Origin of the sequence: Xanthomonas sp. CFBP 8152, assembly GCF_014199025.1 — a bacterium.
Classification (GTDB): domain Bacteria; phylum Pseudomonadota; class Gammaproteobacteria; order Xanthomonadales; family Xanthomonadaceae; genus Xanthomonas; species Xanthomonas arboricola_B.
In genome coordinates this window covers 803,882-829,108 of record NZ_JACHNO010000003.1, presented here as the reverse complement: position 1 = coordinate 829,108, position 25,227 = coordinate 803,882, and the positions used below count along the sequence as shown (strand labels likewise).

18 protein-coding genes, 1 tRNA gene and 1 pseudogene are annotated in these 25,227 nt (G+C 61.8%); 9 read left to right on the top strand and 11 right to left on the bottom strand.

Going from position 1 to position 25,227, the window contains the following annotated elements; translation table 11 throughout:
* Positions 1 to 665: 665 nt before the first annotated feature.
* Positions 666 to 4,628 (bottom strand): RHS repeat-associated core domain-containing protein, encoded by a 3,963-nt coding sequence (locus FHT09_RS15485; protein ID WP_260283686.1) that lies wholly within the window; start codon positions 4,626 to 4,628, stop codon positions 666 to 668.
* Between the two features lie 26 nt (positions 4,629 to 4,654).
* Positions 4,655 to 7,456 carry an RHS repeat protein gene (locus FHT09_RS15475; RefSeq protein WP_104605546.1) on the bottom strand — a complete coding sequence of 934 codons (2,802 nt, stop codon included), beginning with the start codon at positions 7,454 to 7,456 and terminating at the stop codon, positions 4,655 to 4,657.
* A gap of 551 nt (positions 7,457 to 8,007) precedes the next feature.
* Between FHT09_RS15475 and FHT09_RS15470 the strand changes: the two are divergent.
* Together FHT09_RS15470 and FHT09_RS20335 are read left to right on the top strand one after the other, a co-directional pair.
* Positions 8,008 to 8,403: pseudogene (locus FHT09_RS15470) on the top strand (DNA/RNA non-specific endonuclease); the annotation flags it as partial.
* A gap of 225 nt (positions 8,404 to 8,628) precedes the next feature.
* A complete protein-coding gene (locus tag FHT09_RS20335; protein WP_104605590.1) occupies positions 8,629 to 8,877 on the top strand; it encodes a hypothetical protein in 249 nt (82 codons plus the stop codon).
* Between the two features lie 374 nt (positions 8,878 to 9,251).
* Here FHT09_RS20335 and FHT09_RS15465 read toward each other — a convergent pair whose 3' ends face one another.
* From FHT09_RS15465 to serS, 5 genes are all read right to left on the bottom strand, one after another.
* Positions 9,252 to 9,752: a hypothetical protein gene (locus FHT09_RS15465; RefSeq protein WP_146096459.1), complete on the bottom strand. Its 501-nt coding sequence runs from the start codon at positions 9,750 to 9,752 to the stop codon at positions 9,252 to 9,254.
* 41 nt (positions 9,753 to 9,793) lie between these two features.
* Entirely contained in the window at positions 9,794 to 11,278 is a 1,485-nt protein-coding gene (locus FHT09_RS15460; protein WP_181141260.1) for a site-specific integrase, read from the bottom strand.
* Between the two features lie 83 nt (positions 11,279 to 11,361).
* A tRNA-Ser gene (locus tag FHT09_RS15455) sits at positions 11,362 to 11,451 on the bottom strand.
* Positions 11,452 to 11,773: 322 nt separating this feature from the next.
* The gene (locus FHT09_RS15450) at positions 11,774 to 12,790 is read right to left on the bottom strand and encodes a LysR family transcriptional regulator (protein WP_104605544.1); all 1,017 of its coding nucleotides are present in this window, start codon (positions 12,788 to 12,790) and stop codon (positions 11,774 to 11,776) included.
* A 465-nt stretch (positions 12,791 to 13,255) separates the two neighbouring features.
* A complete protein-coding gene (gene serS, locus FHT09_RS15445) occupies positions 13,256 to 14,536 on the bottom strand; it encodes a serine--tRNA ligase (RefSeq protein ID WP_104605542.1) in 1,281 nt (426 codons plus the stop codon).
* 111 nt (positions 14,537 to 14,647) lie between these two features.
* On the opposite strand from serS, the gene FHT09_RS15440 reads away from it, so the two are divergent.
* Both FHT09_RS15440 and FHT09_RS15435 read left to right on the top strand, forming a co-directional pair.
* On the top strand, positions 14,648 to 15,313 hold the full coding sequence (locus FHT09_RS15440) for an energy transducer TonB (RefSeq protein WP_181141259.1): 666 nt from the start codon (positions 14,648 to 14,650) through the stop codon (positions 15,311 to 15,313).
* 239 nt (positions 15,314 to 15,552) lie between these two features.
* Positions 15,553 to 16,131 carry an energy transducer TonB gene (locus FHT09_RS15435; protein WP_080959902.1) on the top strand — a complete coding sequence of 193 codons (579 nt, stop codon included), beginning with the start codon at positions 15,553 to 15,555 and terminating at the stop codon, positions 16,129 to 16,131.
* 158 nt (positions 16,132 to 16,289) lie between these two features.
* Here FHT09_RS15435 and aroA read toward each other — a convergent pair whose 3' ends face one another.
* The 3 genes from aroA to serC all read right to left on the bottom strand — a co-directional run bounded on the left by aroA (position 16,290) and on the right by serC (position 20,073).
* On the bottom strand, positions 16,290 to 17,603 hold the full coding sequence (gene aroA, locus FHT09_RS15430; RefSeq protein ID WP_104605538.1) for a 3-phosphoshikimate 1-carboxyvinyltransferase: 1,314 nt from the start codon (positions 17,601 to 17,603) through the stop codon (positions 16,290 to 16,292).
* Between the two features lie 127 nt (positions 17,604 to 17,730).
* Positions 17,731 to 18,921: a prephenate dehydratase gene (pheA, locus tag FHT09_RS15425; protein ID WP_104605536.1), complete on the bottom strand. Its 1,191-nt coding sequence runs from the start codon at positions 18,919 to 18,921 to the stop codon at positions 17,731 to 17,733.
* 66 nt (positions 18,922 to 18,987) lie between these two features.
* On the bottom strand, positions 18,988 to 20,073 hold the full coding sequence (gene serC / locus FHT09_RS15420; protein ID WP_104605534.1) for a phosphoserine transaminase: 1,086 nt from the start codon (positions 20,071 to 20,073) through the stop codon (positions 18,988 to 18,990).
* 178 nt (positions 20,074 to 20,251) lie between these two features.
* Between serC and msrP the strand changes: the two genes are divergently transcribed.
* Both msrP and msrQ read left to right on the top strand, forming a co-directional pair.
* A complete protein-coding gene (gene msrP / locus FHT09_RS15415; protein WP_104537961.1) occupies positions 20,252 to 21,220 on the top strand; it encodes a protein-methionine-sulfoxide reductase catalytic subunit MsrP in 969 nt (322 codons plus the stop codon).
* A gap of 136 nt (positions 21,221 to 21,356) precedes the next feature.
* Complete coding sequence (gene msrQ, locus FHT09_RS15410; protein ID WP_104537962.1) at positions 21,357 to 22,013, top strand: protein-methionine-sulfoxide reductase heme-binding subunit MsrQ; 657 nt, start codon at positions 21,357 to 21,359, stop codon at positions 22,011 to 22,013.
* Here the strand turns inward: msrQ and FHT09_RS15405 are convergent.
* Positions 21,955 to 22,764 carry an FHA domain-containing protein gene (locus tag FHT09_RS15405; RefSeq protein ID WP_104537963.1) on the bottom strand — a complete coding sequence of 270 codons (810 nt, stop codon included), beginning with the start codon at positions 22,762 to 22,764 and terminating at the stop codon, positions 21,955 to 21,957. The two genes, msrQ and FHT09_RS15405, sit on opposite strands and share 59 nt — an antisense overlap.
* Positions 22,765 to 22,922: 158 nt before the next feature.
* Here FHT09_RS15405 and FHT09_RS15400 point away from each other — a divergent pair, with 158 nt between their 5' ends.
* The 3 genes from FHT09_RS15400 (at position 22,923) to FHT09_RS15390 (ending at position 25,189) form a co-directional block, all read left to right on the top strand.
* The gene (locus tag FHT09_RS15400; RefSeq protein ID WP_102596972.1) at positions 22,923 to 23,198 is read left to right on the top strand and encodes a polyhydroxyalkanoic acid system family protein; all 276 of its coding nucleotides are present in this window, start codon (positions 22,923 to 22,925) and stop codon (positions 23,196 to 23,198) included.
* 193 nt (positions 23,199 to 23,391) lie between these two features.
* Positions 23,392 to 23,946 (top strand): phasin family protein, encoded by a 555-nt coding sequence (locus FHT09_RS15395; protein ID WP_104605532.1) that lies wholly within the window; start codon positions 23,392 to 23,394, stop codon positions 23,944 to 23,946.
* A gap of 232 nt (positions 23,947 to 24,178) precedes the next feature.
* Positions 24,179 to 25,189 (top strand): restriction endonuclease, encoded by a 1,011-nt coding sequence (locus FHT09_RS15390; protein ID WP_181141258.1) that lies wholly within the window; start codon positions 24,179 to 24,181, stop codon positions 25,187 to 25,189.
* Positions 25,190 to 25,227: the final 38 nt, after the last annotated feature.

Here is a 25,227-nt window from a genome sequence, read left to right as displayed (position 1 = left end):
GCGCCCACATCAAGCGCTGAAGATGATGACCCCGGACGCAGCCTACACCGCTACATTAACCGCATGACCTGAGCGGAAACCGGTGGGTCATTACACCTCTTCGTATTGGGTCGAGAAAACCGCCATTAAATCTTACGATCGCGGCCGCTCGCGATATCTCTTTTCAAATTGAGACCTTAGCTCCCCAACACCCGCACCAACGCACTTTTCGTCCTTGCAAGGCCTAATCAGAGGCAAACCACTGGAGAATGCCCATTCCAAGGGGTCTCCATCATAAGGAGGCAGCAAAATTGTCAGATTGCAGGACCCATCAGACTTGAGCTTGACTTGAATTCGATCCCAAGAACCGTTTTCCCACGGCACCCCTTGTTCAAATTCAAGCAACTCCAGCGTATCCGAAAGCCCACTTTTGCATCCGTTGGGTTCAAGAACAATCACTTTAGATGCAGGCTTGGGCCTTCCTCGCATAGACCAGACCTTGTCATGAACGGAGTCGTTAGCCAACTTTCGGTTTATTTCGTAAGCCCCTTCGGCAATACACCATGCCGACAAACGAATCTCGCACCGTGAGGGAGGCGCAGCTGGCGCCTGGATTATAGGTGAAGCGGTTGTAACACCGCTTCCAAGAAGTCCAACCATGCTTGCGATAAGTGACAATTTGTTCACTAACAACCTCCGTTCGCCGCGCTTACGCCTTTATCGCAAGAGTTTACATTGGTCTTGGCATTGATGATCTCTCCGAGACTCTGAGAATTTGCCGGCTGGCCAGATAGATCCTTCATCACATTAGCGGGACCTGCGACATCGGCCGGAAGCGTATTTCCGTTAGCGTCAACCCCGCCCGCATATTGATCGCCTGCACCGCCAGAATGGCCACCAAGTTCGTGCGACATTGTTAAAGTTGTTGCCGCATCTACTCCACCTGCACCAACCGTTACTTTATTTCCGCCGATAGCGTTAGTTTGGGAGCGCCCGCTTTTAGTGACGTTAGCCGTATCAGCTACGACATTGACGACGTTGACGCCTTTGCCCCCCTTTGTTTGATAGACACCTTGCGCAGTCATTGTAACCTTCACACCATTTACAGTGACGGTTCCAGAGAAATCTTGAGCAATCTGTGCATTGACGGAGGCAGCCGTGAAATTGGATGTTGGCACACCAGTCATCGTCCATGGAACTGTAAAGGTCACTCGATCGGGCGCTGACCAGAAAAGTCTACCGTCTCGCCCATCCGGGTCAGTGAACCGATACGGATTGTTGTTCGCATACCAGTAGCGATTGAAGTTAGCCGCCAACACCGAGTCAGCCGCCACCGGATCCACGCTCAGGAACCGCCCCAAGTCTTGGTCGTAGTAGCGCTGCTGCATATAGGTCAGTCCGGTCGCCCCGTCCATGGCATGACCGGTGTAGCCGATGCCATCGACCGTCTTGCCGATGGGGCTGCCGTAGGGCTGGTAGTCGGTCCGCTCTACAACCTGCCCGGACGTGTCGGTCACTGCGATCGGGCTGCCCAGCGCATCGGTGTGCTGGAACTTGATGGCCCCTGCGTTGCGCGTGGCGAGCAGACTGCCGTTGAGGTAGACGTATTCGGTGTTGCCCTTGCCGCGCACCTCAGCGTAAAGCAGCTGCCCCGCCTGGCTATACGCTTGTATGTTCAAGGTAGATAAGCCCCCAGACAACACCCGACGTCCATAAGCGTCGTAGCGATAGGCCTCTTTCCCTGTCACGTCTCTCAGACGATTTCCATAGTCGAACGCGTAGGCTTGGCCGTTCTTGTTCTTCAAGTTGCCCTGAACGTCGTAGCTCAGGCCGATTGTCGTGGACCCTTCATTGCTCAGGATGTTGGTGAGGCGGTTCTTAGAGTCATACCAGTAGTTGTTCTCACGCACACCTGGGAGCTTGGCGGTGAGGATGTTGTCCAAAACATCGTAGGTGTAGTTGTTCCAGTTGCTTCCACCAAACCGCTCAGACCCTGCTTCCATCAGGCGATCCAGCCCGTCATAACCCATGTAGCGGTTGAAGCCTGCGCCTCTTTGCTGGTCGAAAATCGCGCTGACGTTCCCGTTGGCGTCGTATTGATACTCGAACGACGCAACGTTGTTGTCCCGCACTTGCTGGGGCATCTGACGCCCGTTGAGCACGAGCGAGTGATTCACACCGTTGCCATAATTAAACTGGCTGGCCGCACCATTTGGGTAGTAGGCAATTCCAGTGGCGTAGTTGTTTCCAGCCTGGTCCCGCACGGCCGTTGGCTGACCCAGCGCATTCGGCGAATAGGTCACTGTTGTGCCGGTGGGATACCTTTGGCTCGCCAAGGCTCCGTTGGCGTCGTAATCATAGCCAAATGACCAACTGACGCCTGGCTGCTCAACCACCTCAGACAGCAACTTCCGTCGCTTGGTGTAGTTGTAGGCGTTGACGACTGTCGTATTGCCCGATTCGTTGACCGTGCTTACGCGAGAAGGAAGGCCATCTGGCGTGTAGTCCCAGTTCTGATCGCCGTTGCGATCCGGGAACTGCAGGGTCTTGAGGCGATTACGACTATCGTAGGTGCGCAATACCTGTCGGCCACTGGCAGCAGCCGCATCCAGATCGCAACTGGTCGTGCTGGGGAGGTCAAGGCCAGTGGCCGACCAAGCCAAGTTGCCAGCTGCGTCGTAGGCCATGACCGTGGCGCCGCTTTCAGGCTCGATCACTTTGCACAGCTGCTGATTCGCATCGTAGACGTAGCTACGCGCCGCCAGGCCCACACCGTGCTCAACCGGTGGCGGGGCAACCACCTGCACAACGTGATTGCTCGACTCGTTGCCCAGATCCCCTGCTCCGTCACGCATCCGCCAACGCAGGTTGTAGCCGCCCGCACCCAAAGGTGCCCGGAGGCTGAAATTGAAATCCACGCTGCCACCCGGCGGAACGTCCGACGGCAGGCCGATTTCGCCTGGAGACCACCCGCGTGTATCACCAACCAACACTGCCCGATAGCCCTGCCCTTGGCGCCAAGTGACGTTGCCCGTATTGGTGAAGCGAACCGAACCGTTATAAGAACGGCCCGTCGAGAGCTGTGCAGGCATGTTCTGGGAGGCAAACGCAGCACCACGCTGAAGCGCTGGAACTGCTAGGGCCCCTGACCCATCAATGAGGTTGTTCCCTCCACCAACCGGTGACAGACCGTGAATGTAAAACGGCTTTCCGCCGTAACTGCGGATTAGCTCGTCGGTAATTGGGATAGAAAAACGATAATTGCTTCCCGAGGCAGCACATGCTCCGGCAATGCCACCATCGCTGGGAAGGTTCGCCCCTGCACTTGCTACCATCGTCCCGCTGCCGGCGGCTCCGCCCGCATACATGTGAACCTCGATGGATTGGCTCAATCTGGTCGAGCACGCCCATCCAACGATCGCTCTGTTGTTGTCAATGCCATCGATTCTTCCTTTGACGACCGATGCCGGCACCGCCACTGCCCCGGAACCCGCGATGACATTGTTTGCGCCACCGATGGGTGAAAGGCCATGGATGTAGATGGACCTTCCGCCGTGGCTTCGAATCAGATCCTCGGTTACGGGAATGGAGAAACGGTAATTGCTTCCCGACGCCGAACAGGCACCAGCAATGCCTCCGTCACTGGGGAGGTTGGCTCTGCCGATCGCAGCAAGACTGCCGGTTCCATAGGCGCCGCCCGTATACATGTGGATATCAACCGACCGGGCCAAGCCGGTCGAACACGCCCAGCCGACGATGGCGTTGTCATTCTGGATTCCGTCGATGTTGCCTTTGATAATCGATGCAGGCACAGCGACTGAACCTGACCCAGAGATGGTGTCGTTCCCTGCTCCCACTGGAGATATGCCGTGGATGTGGATCGACTTCCCGCCGTTCTGGATGATGAAGTTCTCATCGATGGGGAACGAAAACCGATAGTTGCTGCCAGAAGCGCTACAGGCATTTGCGATACCAGCATCACTTGGCAAGGTAGCTGCGGTGGCTCCAGCGAAGGTTCCCGAACCAGCAGAGCCGCCCAGATACATATGCACATCGATCGAGCGGTTCAAATACGTTGAACAGGCCCAGCCAGATATTGCGTTGTAAGTAACGCTTTCGATGCTGCCTTTGATCAGCGAGGGAAGCACCTGAATAGATGAAGCTCCAAACGCTCCGAACCACTCTTTTCCCTCCTGCACCATTCGCCAAGCAAATGAATATTGGCCTGGCGTAAGTGGCGCGGTGACATTGAAATTGAAGGTTACGTTACTTCCAATCGAGACAGCACCTGGCAGTTCTACCCTTGAAATACCCCAAGGGCTGCCAGGAACAGAGCTGCCGCCATATCCGAGCTTGTGTCCGATGCTTGAACCCCACACCTGGTTTCCCATGTTCTGGTAGGTCGCGCTGACCGCATACGTCTGCCCAACAACCATCTGAGATGGCACGTTATAGCCCACCCAGCGGGCCTCGTTGTCTGGAACGTCCGGACAAATGTTCCCCCTACCCGCAGGACTGCCGTCTGGACATTGGCGAGCTGCGTGCGCAAATCCGGACAACACGAGGAGTAGAAGGAAAACGAGGCAGCTTCCAAAGGTCCGAAGAGCCCTGAAATTGCCAGTGGAGCCAAGAGTGCCGATCTTCACCATTTGGCCAATTGCGTCCGTGCACTGCTTCATTGCGCGCCTCGTTCAATCTTGATCGCCTTGCCGAAAACATCGCGAGCAATGTTGGTTCGGGCAGACTCTGGCAGCATTACCCAAACAGGTGCGTCATAGACCGGTTGATCGAAGACTTGGTAACCCGTCCGCGTCTGGGCGCCACGGGGATTGGTGACCAGGGTCTGAGCGCCAGGCAGATACTGCGTGATCGTGGTCAGCAGTCCCTGCTCACTGTCCTGGGATACGGCCGTGGGTCGACCCACTACGTCGAACTCTGTCCAGACTCCGGTGTTGGCGGTCTCGTTGCCACTCGGATAGGAAGCAAATACAGCCCGTCCTTCGTGGTCGTAGACAAAGCGCTTGACCCGAAGCGTTCCCGCGACGTTTGCCGCATCGTATTCCCGCGTCAGTAGCGGCTGCCATAGCGCATCGAAGTAGGTAACTTTCTGTGCGTTTCCAGTGGTCACGGTCTGGCGCCAATGGCCGGCACCGATGCCGTATTCGTCGCCACCCACTCGCTCGAACGCCTGTGCAGTCGAGTTCCAAGCGGTGCTGTCGCCCGATGGGTAATTCGTGGCGTTCAACCGCCCCATCCCGTCGTAGCCATACGTCGTGGCGAAGCCATTTTCGTCGTTGGTCTGACGGATCCAACCGTTGTCGTCCACAGAGGCGGACTTGGCCGTGCCGTCTGGATTTGCAACGGTTTGAGGGATGCCGCGCTTCCAACCAGACAAGGTCGTTGCGTTTCCTAAGCCATCCTTGACTTGGGCCAGGGTTCCATCGGGATTGTAGGTGTAGGTTGCAACCAGCTTCCCATTGCGCCGTTCCGTCTGGGGCAACGCATTGCTGCCATAGTCAACCTGAGAGGTGGCGATGCCCGTGTTGATGTTGCGAGCAATGGCGGTTTGTCCCAAGACCCAAGCGCCGCGTTCGTCGTAATACGTGGTTTCGTCGGTTCGGCTGTGCCAGGGACTGAAACGTTCAATGCGGGTTGGCCTTGCGAACTCGTCGAAACACGGCTGGCCGCTGCAATCGGCTACGCGCCAAACGAACTGGTCGCCCTTGTCGATCGTGATTACCTGACGCACGGGCCGCTGCCTAGCCGCCACCGTATTGTCGCCATAGTTCCCGCCTGGATACATTGTCCGTGCCGCATAAGGGGCCGCATCAAATGCGCCGTAATCGGTCATCCGCGTCCGCACGGCTGTAGAACCATTCCACCCGAAGTCCTGCTGGAGTAATAAGCCTTCGTTGGACCAGTAACGATTTCCAAATCGATAGCGCGTGCTCTGCCCCGCAGGATCTTTAACTGTGATGTCTCGAGTGATGGGGGAGCCGGCGTTGCACTCGACGTATTTGGCAGGGTCGCTGGGGCTAGGGTTGGGGCTTGGCTGCCAGCAGTTGTTTGGTGTGCCGTAGTCATACGTCCAGGTGAGGCCTTGCGACGGCAACCCGGGGCCGGTGATGCGTCGGCTGGTCACTGCCATGACATAGAACTGGTAGGGGATGTCCGAGTATGCCTCTTCTCTCCTGCAAACCCTGGGCACCCACGACCGTCCCATCAGCATGGAATTGATCGTGTAATCGCTGCGAGCACCGGTGGGAGCAGTGATGCTGCCTACTCTAATGCCACCCGACCAAGGACGTATGTTGTCGCAGCCAGGCGGCTGGCCGTAAGTTACGCGTGCAAGAGACAAGTCGACCAGATCAAAGGTCCAGCTGCTGCCGTCAGGCAGCGTCACTGTGTCCAGGGTGTCGCTGTAGCCGTAAGACCAGGTTCGCCCCCCTGTGGTCACGGAGGTGATGGTGTTGCCATTCCCTCCGGCATACGACAGGTCAATGCGACGTCCATCGCTAGCAACAATGCTTAGAAGCTGCCACGGAGCACCGGGATTCCAGTTGTAAACCACTGTATTGCCGAAGCGATCCGTCACTCGCGTGGGATAGATCAAGACCTCCTTGCGAACCAGGATGTAGTTGTTAGCGACCATCGGAACGATTCCACCGACGCTTGCGGTGGTCATCGACGCCCCGCCGGCAGACGCCATGCCAACAGAGCTGGCCTGCGGAACAGGCGAAGACTTGCTCAAGGCTGGATACGTGCGCGAAACCATGTGGTTGAACGCATACACGCTGCCCTGTGTATCGACCAGTTCAAACCCTTCGCCACGAGCACCCGACTCACTGGCGCCATCGAGCGACGCCAGGCAGCGGACAGCAGAACCATCCTTCAAGACGATGGGATAGGTTCTGCCATCGTTCGGCCGCAGAGCCTGAGCTGAGGTCTGCAAAAGCTCTTGGTCTCCGCTCCCTGGCCGATAAAGAAAACTTCCCCTCCAAAATTCTGAAGGATCAAAGTAGCCACCTTGATTTTCAAAGGCAGGGGGAACCTCATAACGGCTACAGCGGCTGTAAGCCGTGTCCCTCGTCCCGTTGACCACCCAGCCGTCGGGAGCAATGTTGCCACCGGGAAAACCGAAGACGCCGTGCATGTAAGGGATGTCGAGATCCCAGAATTTGAAGTGCCCCTTTGTAGGGCTCCCTACGGAGAACCGACGGCCTATCCGGACTTGGAGAGCGTTGTTGCCCTTCAAATCGACGTCGGTCTGAGTGATTTCCATCGACCCGGTGTAGAGGTTGATGTTGTCTCCGAAAAGCTTGTCTCCCGGACTTGTAACCACCGCTCCGGATTGAATCAGCTTGCCATAGTCGTCGTAGACATCCTCGGCAGCGCCTAATGCAGGGGACAACCCTGCCAAAGCAGCCAATGCCAATCCAAACGCGCGCATCTGGCGCGGCCTTGTGCCCGATTCCATAGCAGTTTTCCAAGTTGATGGCTGACCGAGGTCCGGGTAGACCTCCTCGCTCCCACGAACTTACGCTCATGCAAAGGCGAGGCATGACAACGCATGCCCAGCCAAGCTATTGGCAGGTGTTCGTGTTCAAAGAATCCGGAGGGTGCGCGAAGCGCGACCGCGAGGTCATTCCCCAATACCCCCAGGGGACTAAGGTTGCGCGGCGCCAATTCGATGTCAACTACCCGCCATTGCCTGTCTCCTGGCGCAGGAGCCGGGAGGTGGAAAGAAAAGTTCTTGACGTTATGAGGAATGGCTCACGAAAGACGGCGCTAAGGGCAATCCCCCTACCCCGGATTCAGAAAATTCTGACGCTGTTTTCAGCGGTTATCTGACACGGCATGGCGATGCTTGTAGACGCGCTGACGACACAGCGAACCCGCAGCTCCTCCGGTTGCGCAGCTAGGCCTGCGAATTCCTGTTAAGACCGTTCGATAACACCATCATGGCGACAGGGACGCGGAGCGGCGTAACACCACCACTCGCCAGCTGGGCTGCCATCGGCTGCATGCATTGTTCCTCCGGTCGCTAGCTTCAACCAGGGCATCTGGGTGCGGGCAGAAGAAGTCGCCGAGTGTTACCGCGATATCGCCATCGTCCAGATCTATGGCGGAGTCGTCTACAGCGACACCACCAACGATTACTTCCTAACAAGCCACGGCATCCGCACTCCAGATTTCTTCTGGAAGACCATCATCACGGCCAATCCAAGCGGAGGGTCGCGGGCCATCAGCTGGCTGATTCCCAACAGCGCCACGCTCGGATCGCTGGACAGCTACATTGTCAGCATCAACGAGCTAGAAGACACCTTTGGCGCCAGCACGATTGGCATCTCAGCACCTGCCAACGTCAAGGCGATGTTGCCAGCTACTACTTGGCCGCAGCCGAGTGGCTGTGACCTGAGCTAACAAGACGCCAGCGCAGCTCGGCTCCCTTAGCCCTGGTTGACTGGGGCTTTCCATCTTTGCGTTGAAATGTTTGGACAGCTGGACTCCGTTGGAAGGAATACCTTTTAACGGTGGAAGTTCATTCCTACATGGCTTTCGCCGGCAGCAGAAGGCTGGAGGCATAAGCCAGATGAGCCTGCTTGGTCCGCGCTGGTGAGTCAGGTCGCCCTCGCCCGCCGCACGCTCATGACGACCCGAAATCGGTTCTTATGGTGGTTCGTCGTCAGGCTGCTTTTGTCCCGACGCGCAAGCCGGAAGGCGGCTCGTCTCTATCCGGCCGAAGCCCGAGTGGCCCAGGCGCGAGACAAGGGTTTCGCGTGGTGGCAGTGGTGGGCCATGACCGTGCTGGGCGCGCTTGGGGCCTTCGCCGTGCTGAGTGGGCCGCCCATGTTTTTGTTCGTTGTCTATGCACAGCTGACACAGATAGGGGCTTAGAGAAATACAAACCCGGGTCATCTCGACTATCCATGGCAACAATCCACTGGATTGTCGGCAGCGGCCACAGACTCCTGCTAAAGATCCGATCTAATCTTGACGATTCTTCAGAGAGAGGTATAAACAGCCTTTAACCAAGACCTAAGCCATGGACATTGAATCATTTTGGAACCAATCATTTCTGTCGGCCCTGACACGATTGCCAGCCGATCAAGCAATGGACGAAGCAACCAAGGCGACTGAACTGTGCATTGCCTATTGGCAAAGCAAGTCTGACGAGACAACCATCGACGGAAAAGGCCTCTGGCAACACCAACCGGTGGGAGGAGTGCCAGAGGCGATCGCGACCTTACAAATCTCACGGCAAGGCAACGTCAGATTCTTGGTGTCTTCTTCTTCTGAGGCGCAGAAACCACAAGGCGCGTGACAGCGCCCCTGAAGATAATTTTTTTATTCTCCGCAGCCATCCAGCCAGCGGCAGCAGTCAAGCTTTGGCTAGAGTAAAGAGTAAGTTCTTGCCCAGTTCTTTTTACAGCAAAGCGGCTCCTCAGGGGGACCGTATTGTTGCCCTCAAATGACGCAAACTCAATCACCTCAAGACCCGTTTCCTGACTGAAGAATCGCACACTTATAACCTCAAAGATCTGTGGTGCAAACTCAGAGAGCTTCTTCTTGGTTATACGATTTTTAACTGCTGAAAAGTTCGAAAGTATTCTTTCGTAGTCGTCATGCCCCTCCATGATTCTGGCAGAGCCCTGAGCGATCAAAAGCAATACTGGAGGCGTCTCGGGAAGACCGGTGCCACTGACCTGAAAAACATATGCTTCGGAACTATCCATTTCTGAAATTTCACACTCCTGCGCACCTTGCGCCATTGGTTATCGATCACGAAAGCACCCTTACATTCAGCGCTCGCTCAAAACCAAGCTTCTCTACCAATCTCGTAATTTATTGCACTCAGCCCGGGTGAAATCGACCGAAACCCTTGCAACTTTTCCCTCACCGTGAATTCCCGACTATAGGTTGAATGATGCTCGTCATCGAGCTCATGCCCGACGATCTGCGCACGTAGTTCGGATACCACTCCAGCCCCCTGGAGTTCCTGAATAAAGGTCTTCCTGAGCGAATGGAAACCTCTCTTCGCCGGTTCCCAATCCCTCCCCACCTCTGCCAGGTGCCGGCTAAACGCTTTGGTGATCCAGTTGCCCTGCCCATTCACGGCGGTGGCCTTGGCAGCCGGGAACAGCCTCGTTTCGCCGACCTTGCGCTTCCCATCGACCCACTTCAGAAAACCCATCTTGATTAGCTCTGGATGGAGCGGGACCGTGCGAAGGCTCACTTCAGTCTTCACCTTCTGGTGCTCGCCTTCGTCGGAGATGCGGATGCATGGGATGCCGTCCTCTTCGAACACGTCCTTGACAAGAAGCTGGCCGACCTCAGAGGCCCGGGCACCGGTATAAAGTCCAACGAGCGAGGCCCAGCGGGCCGATTCCGACAGCTTGGCCAGCGCTTCGGGCGCGAACAGCGCCTGGATCTGTGCACGGTCGTATGCCTTGAAGCCCAGCTTCTTACGGGCGCGCTTTTCTCGCTGTGAGTAGCTCACATGGCCGGACGCAGGGTTATCGCCCTTCGGGTAATGGCCCGACGCCATGGCCCATTCGAAAAAGCCTCCTCGCCCGCCGATATAGCTCTGCTTGTTGGTGAGCGTGGGCGTAGATGCTCCTTTCTCGCGCATGTCCTGATACCAGCGAGCCAGGTCCGAGCGCGTAATGGCATGGACCTTGGCCTTCTCGCCGAGGAAGCTCACCAGAGCCTCAATGGCGGTCTTCTTGATCGTGTAGGTCTTGGGCAGCGTCGAGCCCTTGAGTGTCGCCAGAAAGGCGTCACGGGCTTTGCCCAGCGTCATCGTCTCGATGGCCGGCGCAGATGACTGCCTATTTGGGCCAGCACGCGTTGAGCCAAACATGGTTGGCAAGGCAACCGGGTGGGCCCGAGCCTGCAAGGCAGCGCCGGCCATCGCTTCAAGCTCCATCAGCTGCCTATAGAGCTTTAGGTCTTTGGGGCTGTCGATCTGCCACTGCTCCGTCACCGTCCCATCCGGCTGGCGGGTGCGGTTGAGCGTCAGGTCCTGAAGATTTTCTGCGCTCGTCAGACGCGCAATGAGCAGATCCGCGTCCGACTTGCTGAGCTTGGTCACGCGTTGATCCTTCAACTGTGCGAAGAGCCGAGCATAGCCCGCGCCCAGCACGACCGCACGCACGTGAGCCTGCGGCAAGTCCTTCGTTTGCAAGGTGCGTTTGATAAGCCGGCAGCCCATCACGGTTTGCAAATCGATGGGCACACGTTGGACGAACGACCAGCGGCCGGTGGCAGACCGGCTCAAATGATGAGGGATACGCATGCGAGTTTTTCCTCTGCATGCTTCCTGCCTCCAATCAACCCGCCTAAAAAATTAATGATTAGAATCAATAATTTAGACGTGACTGGCGGAGAGAGTGGGATTCGAACCCACGGAAGGTTTGACCCTTCGCCGGTTTTCAAGACCGGTGCCTTAAACCGCTCGGCCATCTCTCCGATGCTGCTTTGCGTGACCGCCGAAGGCGTCGGGTGATCACGCTTGCGCCACGCGCGATGCGCGTGACTCATGTCGAAGGACGCCGCATTGCGCGCTGCCATCGACCCGGGATTGCTCCCGGGCGCGCATTCTCGCATGCCCGGACGCGCTTTGCTAAGCGCTGCGTGTTGTTGAACTACACAGCTCTGCCAAGCGGTTCCGCTTGCCGGGTTACGCAGCGTTCTCGATTACGCAGCGCTGCCAGGCGACAGCGCTGATGTGCCGACGTCGACGACCAGGCGCAGCACTTGGCCGGCTTCGGCCACGACCAGAGGCACAGCCTCAGCCGGCTTCAGCCACGGCCAGACGCGGTGCGGTCGCGGCCGCAAGCTTGAGCTTCTCGGCCAGCTCGGCGCAATTGCCGCCGCAATCCAGACGCGAGCGCTCGATTTCCTGCGGCAGGTGTTCGGCCAGGAAGTCGATGAACACGCGCACCGCCGGCAACAGGCCGCGACGCGAGGCGAACACGGCATGGCAGATGCCCTGCGGCAGCGACCAGTGCGGCAGCACCACTTCCAGCTCGCCGCTGCGCACTGCCTGGGCGCACACGGTTTCCGGCAGCATGGTGATGCCGAAGCCATCGCGCGCCATCGACTGCAGCAGCGGAAAATCGAAACCGGCCAGACGCGGCTGCAGGTCCACGCGGCGCATCTCGCCGTTGGGGCCGTGCAGTTCCCAGCGCTGATGCGCTTCGTCCTCGCTGGTGCTCATGGTGGTGTGGTTGGCCAGCTCGCTCGGGTCCTTGGGGCGGCCGGCGCGGTCCAGATACTTGGGGCTGGCCACCAGCAACTCCTGCACTTGGCCGAAGCTGCGCATCACCAGGCTGCCGTCGTCGTCCAGGCGCGAGCGCACACGCAGCGCGATGTCGTAGCCCTCGTTGATGACGTCGACGCGGCGATTGCTGATGTTGAGTTGCAGCCGCACCTTGGGATACTTGGCCAGAAACTCCGGCAACAGCTTGGGCAACTGGATCTGCGCCAGCGAGACCGGAACGCTCACGCGCACAAGGCCACGCGGCTCGGCACTGAGACGATCCACCACTTCGCGCGCGGCCTGGGCTTCGGCCAGCATGGTCTGCGCGTGCCGATGCACGCTGGTGCCGACGTCGGTGACCGCAAAGCGGCGCGTGGAGCGCTGCAACAGGCGCACGCCCAGGTCGGTTTCGAGCTGGCTGATACGGCGGCTCAAGCGCGATTTGGGGATCCCAAGCGCACGCTCGGCCGCGGCAAAGCCGCCGTGGTCCACCACCATCGCGAAGTAGTACAGGTCATTCAGGTCGTGCATGGCGCATGCATCCATGGATAGAACGATAAGTGACATTTAATCACCTTTATTCCAACAGAGCAACGACCTGATACATCAGAAATGTAGTTTCGCGCAGCCGGAACATCGAACTCTTGCGCTCGGACCTCCCTCGTTTTCGCGGCTCGCGTAGCACCAAGCGCAGCTGTCGTCAGGTAGCGCTCGCAAGATCCGCCAGGGTCTTCCAAGCGACGCAACAGGCCGTGCACCATGAAAATGCAAACGGGGCCAGTAACGGCCCCGTTCTTGATCAATATTTTCAACAGCTATCCCACCGCAACTTGGGCAGCTGAGCGGCCGCGCCTACAACATGCCCAAGAAGGCTAACGAGCGAGCCGGAGCTGGCAATCGCCAGTCGAGACTGGCTGCCCGCCCGGAATTGAAAATGAGGATGCACGCACGCCCATTTCAGGCATCGGCCGCGCCCGCCTGGACGTTGCGCAGCCGGTGCCTTGGCCGCTCCTATCCGATCCGCTCGAGCCCGCCCATGTACGGACGCAGCACTTCGGGCACATCGATCGAGCCATCGGCATTCTGGTAGTTCTCCATCACCGCGATCATTGCGCGGCCCACCGCGGTGCCCGAGCCGTTGAGCGTGTGCAACAGCTCCGGCTTGCCGCTGGCCGGATTGCGCCAGCGCGCCTGCATGCGCCGCGCCTGGAAATCGCCGCAGTTCGAGCACGACGAAATCTCGCGATAGGTGTCCTGCGACGGCAGCCACACTTCCAGATCGTAGGTCTTGATCGCAGAGAAGCCCATGTCGCCGGTGCACAGCAGCACCTTGCGATACGGCAGGCCAAGTTTCTCGAGCACCACTTCGGCACAGCGGGTCATGCGCTGATGTTCGGCGTCGCTGTGTTCCGGCGCGCAGGCGGTGACCAGCTCGACTTTTTCGAACTGGTGCTGGCGGATCATGCCGCGCGTGTCGCGGCCACCGCTGCCGGCTTCGGCGCGGAAGCACATGGAATGTGCGGTCATGCGCAGCGGCAGACGTTCAGCATCGATGATTTCGTCGCGCACGATATTGGTCAGTGGTACTTCGGAGGTGGGGATCAGATAGCGGCGCGACTCGCCCACTTCGGTCTGAAACAGATCGTCCTCGAACTTGGGCAGTTGCCCGGTGCCACGCATCGACTCGGCATTGACCAGCAGCGGCACGTTGGTTTCTTCGTAGCCATGCTCGCCCACATGCAGGTCGAGCATGAATTGCGCCAGCGCGCGGTGCAGCCGCGCGACCGGCCCACGCAACACGGTGAAGCGCGCACCCGACAACTTGGCGGCGGTCTCGCCGTCCAGCCAGCCGTGCGGCGCGCCGAGTTCCACATGGTCCTTGACCGGGAAGTCGAACTGGCGCGGCGTCCCCCAGCGCGACTGCTCGACGTTCTCGCTCTCGTCCTTGCCCTGCGGCACAGCGTCGGCCGGCAGATTGGGCAGGCCCAGGGCGATGGTCTCCAGCTTGGCGCGAATCACCTCCAGCGCTTCTTCGGAGGCCTTGAGCTCATCGCCGAAACCGGCCACTTCGGCCATCAGCACAGTGACATCCTCGCCTTTGGCCTTGGCCTGACCGATCGCCTTGGACTTGGAATTGCGCTGACTCTGCAGTTCCTGCGTGCGCACCTGGATGCGCTTGCGCTCGCTTTCCAGCGACTCCAGTTCCGCAGTGTCCAGGGAGAAACTGCGCGTGCTGCGCAGGCGCTCGGCAAGGTCGGCGGGATGTTGACGAAGCAGGGCCGGATCTAGCATCGGGAGTCTGTGTGTCGGTAGGAAGCGCGAGATTATCGCCTGTTCCGCCACCTGCTGCGATCGATTCACCGCCGCTATGCCAGAATTGGCCCGATCCCTCAGGTGAGCCCTATGCCCGCGCCCCGCCCTGCATCCGATCGTCAGATCGTCCTGCGTCTGCCCCGCCACACCCTGAAAATTGCCGGTATCGCCTTCGTCGCCGGCCTGCTGCTGTTCCTGCTGGTGTGGGCCACCGGCCGCAAGGACGACTTCTACAAGGCCTCGCCGGCCCAACCGGCTGCAGGTGCGCAGGCCGACGACAACATCCAGCCGCTGCCCGCGCCGCTGCCGGCCCAGGACGGTGCCAGCGACATGCCGCAGGCCAAACCGCCGGAAGAAACCCCGACACTGGTGGAAACCGCGCCAGCAGCCACGCCCGCGCCGACGCCCTTGCCGGAAGACGCGGTTGCCGGTGCGCCTGGCAACGCAGCACCGGCAAACGCCGCGGCGGCTGCAGGTGGAGATCGCCCGGTGCCGATGCAGGGCCAGATGCCGCCGCCGCGCTATCCGTCGGCCGCATTGCGTCGCGGCGATGCCGGCGATGTGGTGGTGCGGGTGGACGTGGACGCAGCAGGCAATCCGGGCGGCGTGACGCTGGTCCAACGCAGTGGCTCGCGCGATCTGGATCGCGCCGCGATGGAAGCGGTCCGTCACTGGCGCTTCCATCCGGCCCAGCGCAACGGCCAGCCGATTGCCGGCAGTCTGGATATCCCGTTCGAGTTCAAGCCGGCGCAGTAAAGCCGGGCCGATAAGCCGCATCGTGCGCACCGCAGACCAACGACGGCCAAACTGCTGCAATCGACGAACATCACTGCGCGTTAACCGGACAAAGCGGGCCGAACCAGACCTTGACTTGCTTGACCAAGCTGAATGTCTACCGCCATTTAAACCTTCCTGAGTGCCTTGCCTTAGCTGGGCCTCAGGCAAGGCTGACCAGACTGGCCACGTCATCCCAAAGATGTGCCAGGAGGCCGGCCATGTCCTTCATCTCCAATCCCTCTTCACATCCCACGCAGGCGTTACCGCATCGGCCCGCGCACGCTGACGACCGCGTACGCGACGACACTGCCGACGGTGCCTCGCCATGGCTGTGGGCGACACTGCTGGCGGTACTGGTAGTACTGCCGACCTGGTGGTGGGCCCGACACAGCGACGAATCGTTTGCGACCGACACGCGTCCCGTGCCTGCAGCCAGCCGCCAGATCCTGCCGACCTCGGAGGGCGCGCGTGCGATGACCATGATCGCGCATCCACCCGCACGCGCGCCGATCAGCACCCAGGAGGCGATTCCGCTGCCGGGTAATGCAATGCCGAAGTATCCGTCGGACATCGCGCAGGCCGGGATCGAAGGCCGCCGCACCGCGCGCCTGCAACTGGATGTGCAAGGCCAGGTGAGCGATGTGACCATCGTCGATCGCAGCGGCAGCAACGACCTGCGCCTGGACGCAGCGGTGATGGATAGCTTGCGCCAGTGGCGTTTCGAGCCGGCCACCCGCGATGGGCATGCCGTCGTCAGCAGCGTGCAGGTGCCGGTGGAGTTCACGGCAGAGCGCTAAGTGGGATCATCGACCAAGCTGGATCGCCGCATCGCTGCGCTGGCTGCAATGCGGCATTCGAGCGTCGACCGCCAGGCGTTACTCAGCCACCACGATTTGGTCGAGCAGTCCTCATCCGCTGAGGACTGCACGTTTTTCTACCGAAGCTGTCTCGTTATTCAGGCCGTTTCAAGCCCGAAACCGGCACCGCGCGCCAAGCTATCAAAGCCCGGGAACGAGGTTGCGACATTGGCCACGTCGTTGACCCGCACGCTGCCGGTAGACAGCTGCCCGGCAATGGCAAACGCCATCGCAATGCGGTGGTCGCCATGGCTTTCGATCACACCGCTGCCGATGCTGCCGCCATGAATGGTCGCGCCATCCGGGGTTTCGTCCACCTGCACCCCCAGCGCGCGCAGCCCGGTGGCCATGGCCGCAAGGCGGTCGGATTCCTTGACCCGCAGTTCGGCAGCGCCGGTAACCACCGTCTGCCCGGTTGCGGCAGCGGCAGCCACGAACAGCGCCGGGAATTCGTCGATCATGTCCGGCACCAGCGCTTCGGGAATCTGCGCGCCCTGCAATGGCGCATAGCGCACGCGCAGATCGGCCACCGGCTCGCCGCCATGTTCGGCATGACGTTCTTCGGCGATATCCGCGCCCATCAGCCGCAATGCCGCGAGCAACCCGGTGCGACGTGGATTCAGGCCCACCGCCCGCAGCAGCACGTCCGAGCCGGGAATGATGCTGGCTACCACGATGAAGAACGCGGCCGACGAAAAATCGGCAGGCACTGCAATATCGGTCGCACGCAGACGCTGACCACCGCGTAGCCGCGCCTTGCCGGGCGAGAAATCGATCTCCACGCCGAACGCGGACAGCATGCGCTCGGTGTAATCGCGTGTGGGGTGCGGCTCGCTGACCGAGGTCTCGCCCTGCGCATACAGGCCTGCCAGCAGCACTGCGGATTTGACCTGCGCGCTGGCGACCGGCGAGACGAAGTCGATGCCATGCAAGGTCTGACCGCCGCGCACACGCAGCGGCGGCGTGCCGTCGTCTTCCGTGTCGATGCGCGCGCCCATCTGTGCCAGCGGGCCGGTCACGCGCCGCATCGGGCGCTTGGACAGCGACGCATCACCGACCAACTCGCTGTCGAAACGCTGCGCCGCCAGCAGGCCGGCAAGCAGACGCATGCCGGTGCCGGCGTTGCCACAGTCCAGCGCCTGGCTGGGCGGCTGCAGGCCATCCACGCCGACGCCATGCACGATGCGCTGCGACGCCGACGGCGTGTCGATGCGCACACCGAGCTGGGCGAAAATGGCTGCGGTGGAGCGCGTGTCTTCGCCCTCGAGAAAGCCGTCGATCTGCGACACGCCATCGGCCAGCGCGGCAAACATCACCGCGCGGTGCGAAACCGACTTGTCGCCGGGAATGGCCAGGCTGCCCTGCAATGCGCTGCCCTGTCGGGCGATCCAGTGGTGTGTGCTGCTGCTCATGCGTGTGATCCGGTTGCTGCGGCATCGCCAGGTTTGGTGATGCGTGTTGAAGAGTGTGGTGGCGCTGCCGTCACCTCGGCCGGTGACGGCGCGCCAGTTGGGACCGCGCTGGCGGGACGCCCTGCGCTCAGGGGATGGCGACCGGGTAGGAGCCCAGCACCTTGATCTGCGCCGAGTGCGCTTCCAGTTCGGCCAGCGCCTGCTTCATCGCCTCGTCTTCCACGTGGCCGGCCAGGTCGATGAAGAAGCCGTATTCCCACTTGGCCTGATGCGAGGGACGCGACTCGATGCGGTTCATGCTGATGCCATGCCGCGCGAACGGGCTGAGCACGTCGAACAACGCACCCGGCTTGTCGTGGATGAACACCAGTACCGAGGTGCGGTCATGCCCGGAGGTAGGGAAGATCTGCCGGCCGATCACCAGAAACCGCGTGGTGTTGTCGTCGTCGTCTTCGATCGACTTCATGATGACTTTCTTCAGGCCATACACATGCGCGGCACTCTCGCCCCCGATCGCCGCGGCATCTTCGGCATTGCGCGCGCGGCGTGCGCCTTCGGCATTGCTGGAGACGGCGATCTTCTCGACTTTTGGCAAGTGCGAACGCAGCCAACCTGCGGTCTGCGCAAACGACTGCGAATGCGCATAGATGCGCTCGATGTCTTCCAGCCGGCCGTTGCGCGAGAGCAGGTACTGGTGCACGCGCAGCTCGACTTCACCGCAGATTTTCAGATTGGAGGTCAGGAACATGTCCAGAGTGACCTGGATGGTGCCTTGTCCGGAATTCTCCACTGGCACCACGCCGAAATCGGCATTGCCGGCTTCCACTTCCTGGAATACTTCCTCGATGGTGGCCATCGGCAGGCCGACTGCCGAACGGCCGAAGTGCTTGAGCACCGCCTGCTGGCTGAAGGTGCCTTCCGGGCCGAGATAGCCGATCTTCAGCGGCTCCTGCTGGGCCAGGCATGCGGACATGATTTCGCGGTACACGTGCACCAGCACTTCATCGCTGAGCGGGCCTTCGTTGCGGTCCACCACCATGCGCAGCACCTGCGCCTCGCGCTCGGGCCGGTAGTAATCCACCGCCGCAGCGAGCTTGCCCTTGGCCTTGCCGACCTGATGGGCGAAGTTGGCGCGTTCGGCGATCAACGCCTGGATGGTGCGGTCGATCTCGTCGATCTTGGCGCGCACATCGGCCAGCACCGGCGCAGCCGTGGCAGGCTTGATCGCGCCTTTGTCAGCGGACTTGGCGGCAGACTTGCCTGCCGGTTTGGTCTTGCCGCCGTTGGCGGCACTGGGCTTGCTGGACTTGGGAGCCATTGCTCGGCATTCCTTGAAATTACGGCGCATGCGCCTGCGCGGCATGCGCCGCGGTCGAATGAAGATTCAGCCGTGACGCTGCTGGAAGTCGTGCATGAAACGCGCCAGCGCCTGCGCGCCCGCCACCGGCATCGCGTTGTAGAGCGAAGCGCGAATGCCGCCGACCGCCTTGTGCCCCTTCAGCGCCAGCAGACCGGCCGCCTTGGATTCGCTGACGAACAACGCATCCAGCTGCTCGTCGGCAAGGAAGAACGGGATGTTCATGCGCGAGCGCACCGCCGGCTTGACCAGATTGCGGTAGAAACCGCCGGAGCCATCGATCGCGCCATAGATCAGCGCGGCCTTTTCGGCGTTGCGGCGGGCGAACTCCTGCACCCCGCCCTGCTCCAGCATCCACTTCACGGTGAGTCCGAGCAGATACCAGTTCCAGGTCGGCGGCGTGTTGAGCATCGAATCGCGGGCGGCATGCGAGGCATAGTTGAAAATTTCCGCACGCGGCTGGCCGGCGCGTTCGAGCAGGTCGCGCCGCACGATCAGCACGGAGATACCGACCGGGCCCAGATTCTTCTGCGCGCCGGCGTAGATCAGCCCGTAGCGCGATACATCCAGCGGCTCGGAGGCGATCGACGAACTGAAATCGGCAAACAGCGGCAACGTGCCCACGGCCGGCGTGTCGCGGAATTCGACGCCGTGGATGGTCTCGTTGGCGGTGATGTGCACATAGGCCGAGTGCGGCGACAAGGTCCAACCAGACACCGGCGGAATGTCGGTGAAGCCGCCCGCCTGCCCGTCTGCGGCGATGCGCGCATCCACATAGGTGGCCGCCTGCTTGATCGCGGTCTTGCCCCAGTGGCCGGTGATCACGTAGTCGGCAGCCTGGCCGGGTGCGGCGAAATTCAGCGGCAGTAGCGCCTGGATGGTGGTGGCGCCACCGGCGGTGAACAGCACCGCGTAGTCGTCGGGAATCGACAACAGGGTGCGCAGGTCGGCTTCGGCCGCGGCCGCCACGGCCATGAAATCGCCGCTGCGGTGGCTGATTTCCACGATCGAGGCGCCGACGCCGTTCCACTCGACCATCTCTGTCTGCGCCTGCCGCAGGACCGATTCCGGCAATGTCGCAGGGCCGGCACTGAAATTGAACGCGCGTGTCATGGCACACCTTGTCGAGCTAGCCTTCTAGTATGCCGCAGCGCACCGGCCTTGGCAGCGTTGCAGAAAAGTTGCATGTGCATCCTTCTCACCGGCGTCGACGTATGGTCTGGTTGGATCATCGGCAGCGCCATCACCGTGGTCCGCTATTCTCATCAGCAGCCACTGTCAGGAGCGAGCCATGTCCCTTCGCGATGTCTTGAAGACGCCGTCCAGCGAGATCACCGATGAGGCCGTCTACCGCGACCGACGCCGGCTACTGCAGCTGTTTGCGCTGACCCCGGCGCTGGGCATGGCCGGTTGCGCCGAGGCCGATCCGCCGCCCCCGCCCAAGACCGTGGTGACCCCGGCGCAGGCGCGCAGCGGCTTCCGTACCGCCGAGGAACTGACCCGGCTGGAAGACGTCACCAGCTACAACAACTTCTACGAGTTCGGCACCGACAAGACCGACCCGTCCAAGGCCGCCAAGACCCTGAAGCTGTCGCCGTGGTCGGTGAAGGTCAGCGGCGAGTGCGAAAGGCCCGGCAGCCTGTCGCTGGACGAGTTGCTCAAGGGCATCAGCGCGCAAGAGCGCATCTACCGGCTGCGCTGCGTGGAAGGCTGGTCGATGGTGATCCCCTGGACAGGCGTGCCACTGGGCGAGGTGCTCAAGCGCTTCGCGCCGACCTCCAAGGCCAAGTATGTGGCGTTCACCACGCTGGCCGATCCCCAGCAGATGCCGGGCGTGCGCTACCGCTCGATCAACTGGCCGTATCGCGAAGGCCTGCGCATCGACGAAGCGATGCATCCGCTGACCCTGCTGGCCACCGGCCTGTACGGCAAGCCGCTGCCGCAGCAGAACGGCGCGCCGCTGCGGCTGGTGGTGCCATGGAAGTACGGCTTCAAGAGCATCAAGTCGATCGTGGAGATCCGCTTTGTCGAGAAGATGCCCGAAACCGCGTGGCACGATCTGCAGCCCTCCGAATACGGCTTCTTTTCCAACGTCAATCCGGCGGTGGATCATCCACGCTGGAGCCAGAAGACCGAGCGCCGTATCGCCGGCACCGCCAGCAAGCTGTTCGCCGAACGCGTCGCGACCACGCCGTTCAACGGCTACGCGGATCAGGTCGCCTCGCTGTACGCGGGCATGGACCTGAAGAAGTGGTTCTAGGCGAAACACAATCTGATATCGACCTGTCGTAGGAGCGCACCCGGGCGCGACGGGCTTTGCTGGCCATGCCAGTCGCGCCCAGGTGCGCTCCTACGTTTCATGCCCGCGCGGCATCGTTTCCTTACTTCGAGATCGCATGGCCAAGACCTCCGCATCCCTGATCGCCGCCAAGACCCTGGTGCATGTCGCCGCGCTGACGCCGATCGCCTTGCTCGGCTGGCAGTTCTGGCAGGTATGGCAAACCGGCAGCGACGCGCTGGGCGCCGATCCGGTGGCCGAGATCGAGCACCGCACCGGGTTGTGGGCGCTGCGCTTGCTGTTGATCACCCTGGCGATCACGCCATTGCGCCAGCTCACCGGCCAGGCGACGTTGATCCGCTTCCGGCGCATGCTGGGGCTGTACGCGTTCTTCTACGCCAGCGTGCATCTGGCGGCCTACCTGAGCCTGGATCTGCGCGGCTTCTGGACGCAGATCTTCGAGGAGATCCTCAAGCGTCCCTACATCACGGTGGGCTTTGCGGCATGGCTGCTGCTGGTGCCGCTGGCGATCACCTCGACCCAGGGCTGGATGCGGCGGCTCAAGCGCAACTGGAGCCGCCTGCACATGCTGATCTACCCGATCGGGCTGCTGGCGGTACTGCATTTCTGGTGGCTGGTGAAATCCGACATCCGCGAACCGGCGCTGTATGCCGGCATTCTGGCGCTGCTGCTGGGCTGGCGGATCTGGAAGAAACTCAGCGCGCGCCGAACCACAGCAAGGCGCTCAACGCTGCCGCCAGCAACACTGCGCTGAGCAGCAGCCATGGCCAGCGCGCGACCTTGACCGGCGCACGCGCCGGTTCGCCAGGCGCGCGTGATGGCGGCAACGGCTCCGGCTCGGGGATGTCCCAGGTGGTGCCGTGATGGATGCGCGGCACTTCCACGACAAAGCGGTGGCGGGCATCGAACACGACCTGGTCGCCGGCCTGCAACCAGCCGTCGCGCACCTGCACGCCGTTGATCCAGCTGCCTTCTTCCGAGCCCAGATCGCGGATCAGCACGCGGTCGCCGTGGCGTTCCAGACGTGCATGCTGGGCGGCAAAGGCCGGGTCGTCGATGACGATGTCTGCCGCCGGGTCGCTGCCGACCAGGCGCGAGCGGTCCAGCGTGAAGCTACGCCCATGATGGCGGCCGCCCAGCCCGCGCAACAACAGGCACACCTCGCTCAGGCCGGCATCGTCGTCTGCAGCATCGTTGGCCGGCGCGCTCGACGGCGCACTGCGCAGCAGCATCTCCACGCCGTCGGCATAGATGGCGTCGCCGGGACGCAGCAGCGCCATGCGCCGTACCGGACGTCCGTTGACGTGGATGCCGCGGATCCCGTTGGCCACCTGCAGCCACAGCCCGCGCTGATCCAGGCAGAACTGCGCCAACAGCAGCGCGCCCTGCGCATCGGCAACCACCCGCACGCTGCCGGAGGCATGGCGGACGATCCGGTGGACGCCGGGTTTGAGGGAATGATCCGGCTGCTGCCGGTGGGTGAAATGAACTTGCAGATCGCGCACCCGCCGCAGACTAGCAGGTTTGCCGCGCGCAGCGGCCAACAACGACCGGCGCGCGCCATACCGAGGCGTCGTCGCTGCCCGCCCCGCGTGCGCCGCACTTGGAGCCGGGCCCGCGCATGCGCACAATGCGCGCTTCTTTCGTCTTTCCCATGGAACCCATGTCCAGCATCGATATCCGCCACGACCATGCCTTGTCGCCGGCCCAGGCCCGCGCAGCGATCGACGCGGCGGCACGCAAGTTGACCGATCGCTACGGCGTCGCCTCGCATTGGGAAGGCGATACCTTGCGCATCGCGCGGGCCGGCGTGGATGGGGCGATCGCCCTGCTGCCGCAGCAGGTCCATGTCACCGCCGAGCTCGGCTTCCTTTTGTCGGCGATGCAACCGATGGTGGAATCGGAGATCCGCCGCCTACTGGCCGAAAAACTCGCCTGAGCATGCGGTGCCGTTGGTCCGGGGTGCCGTTGGTCCGGGTCGCCCGACCATGCCTGGCCGCGCCGGTGCTTCAGCGACAAGTCACCCGCGCGGCCCATCGCAGGCGGATGCTCTGAGGGTGCTTCACCTGCCCGATGCAGTGCCGGGACTAGGGTGAAGGCAACGTCACTTTGGCAACCCACAGGAGCATTCCATGACGACCGGATACGATCAGAACGGCAAGCGCGACGACGCAGCGCACGGCTTCCAGGCGCAGGCGGAACAGATTTCGCGCCGGCTCGGCGAATCGGCGCAGACGGTGTGGCTGGCCGGGCTCGGTGCACTGGGACGGGTGCAGAGCGAGGGTGGCAAGTTGTTCGATTCGCTGGTGCGCGAAGGCGCGGCGTACGAGCGCAGCGGCCAGCGCAAGGCGGCCGAAAGCGTCGATGAGCTGCGCGAAGAGGTGGAAACCCAGTTCGAGCAGGCACGTGACACCGCTGTACGCGGCTGGGACAAGCTAGGCAAGGCCTTCGACGAACGCGTCAAGGGCGTGCTGCGCACGCTCAACATTCCCGAGCAGGACGAACTGGAAAACCTGCGTCGCGAGGTGGAATCGCTCAAGGCCCAGGTGCGCGCCAACACCGCCGCGACCAAGCGCGCCAACCGCACCGCCAATCAGGCGGCGCAGGCCGCCAGTAGCGACACCACTGGTGCAGGCCCCGCCAGCGGCAGCTCCGGTCCGACCGGCACTGCGTTGGATGATGAATAAGCCAGCTCGACAATGTTGCAAAGCAGCATGATTTTTTAGACAATCGGGAAGGACCCGCCAGTCCTGTAACACGAAGTCCGTTTGCTCCCCTCCCCTCACGGCTTCGGACTGGCGGGTCTTTCGCTATCTGGATCACAGCTCGTGCCATCGCCGCCCGCGATCCATTGACGGACCTGCCGCGAAAGATTCTTCTAGGCGTACCGCTCCGTCACACGTGCCATACCTTCGCTTGATGCTCATGCCTTCCTGGATTGTGGCGCTTGTGGCTTTCCTGCTGCTCTGGCTGGGGGTGTGCGCCTATGTGTGGCTGGTGCGCCGCCGCGCCGACGAAACCAGTGAAGGCGTGCGTGCGCTGGCGGCAATGCACTGGCGCGACTTTTCAGCCGTGGTGCTGCGCGTGCTGCAGGATCAGCGCGGCTGGCAACCCACCCAGGCGCCCCAGGACGGCCTGCCGACGGCTGACTTCATGATGCAGACCGAGCAAGGCACGCGCCTGGTGGCCTGCAAGCACGGGCGTGGCTACCGCATCGGCGTGGCAGCGGTGAACGAATTGGGCGCGATGGCGCGACTGGCCGGCGCAGGTGGCGGCGTGATGGTGACCGAGGGGCGCATGCAACGCGAAGGGTTGGCAGCCGCCGAAAAACAGTCCATCGAAGTGCTGGATGGCGTGCGCCTGTGGCCCTTGCTCAAACCGTATCTGCCGGGCGATGTGGAAACCGGCGTGGTCGGCATGGCGCGCCGTCGCGCGATCCTTCACAGCCTCATTGCCGGTGCAGCACTGGCGACCCTGGCGCTGGCTGCGGGGCTGGCCTTGCAACCGACAGAGACGCCTGCGCCCTCGCCCACGCAGCAAGCAGCAGGGGTGGCTGCTCCACGCGTTGCCGCAGCGGTCGCTGCGCCACCTTCACCGCAGGGCACAGGCTCGCCGCAGGCAGCGCCGCCATCAGCCGCGTTGCCTGCACCGACACCACTGACAGCCGGCGCCGAACCGGATGCGGCGACCATGCAGGGCTATCAGCGCGAGGTGTCCAAGGCACTGGCACAGACGCCCGGTCTGGTGCGCGGTATCTGGATCACCCAGGCGACGCTGGCGGTCGATCGCTCGGTTGACGATGCGGCGGCGTGGCCGTTGATCTGCCGCGAACTGCAGCGCTACCCATACCTGCGCACCGTGCGTGTGCAGCTCAATCCGCGCCCCGGCGTGGACGAACCGGTACGCTGGCGGCAGTGCACGACGATCTGATTCGCGCATCGAGCCATACGCTGCCCGTCCCGCCTGGG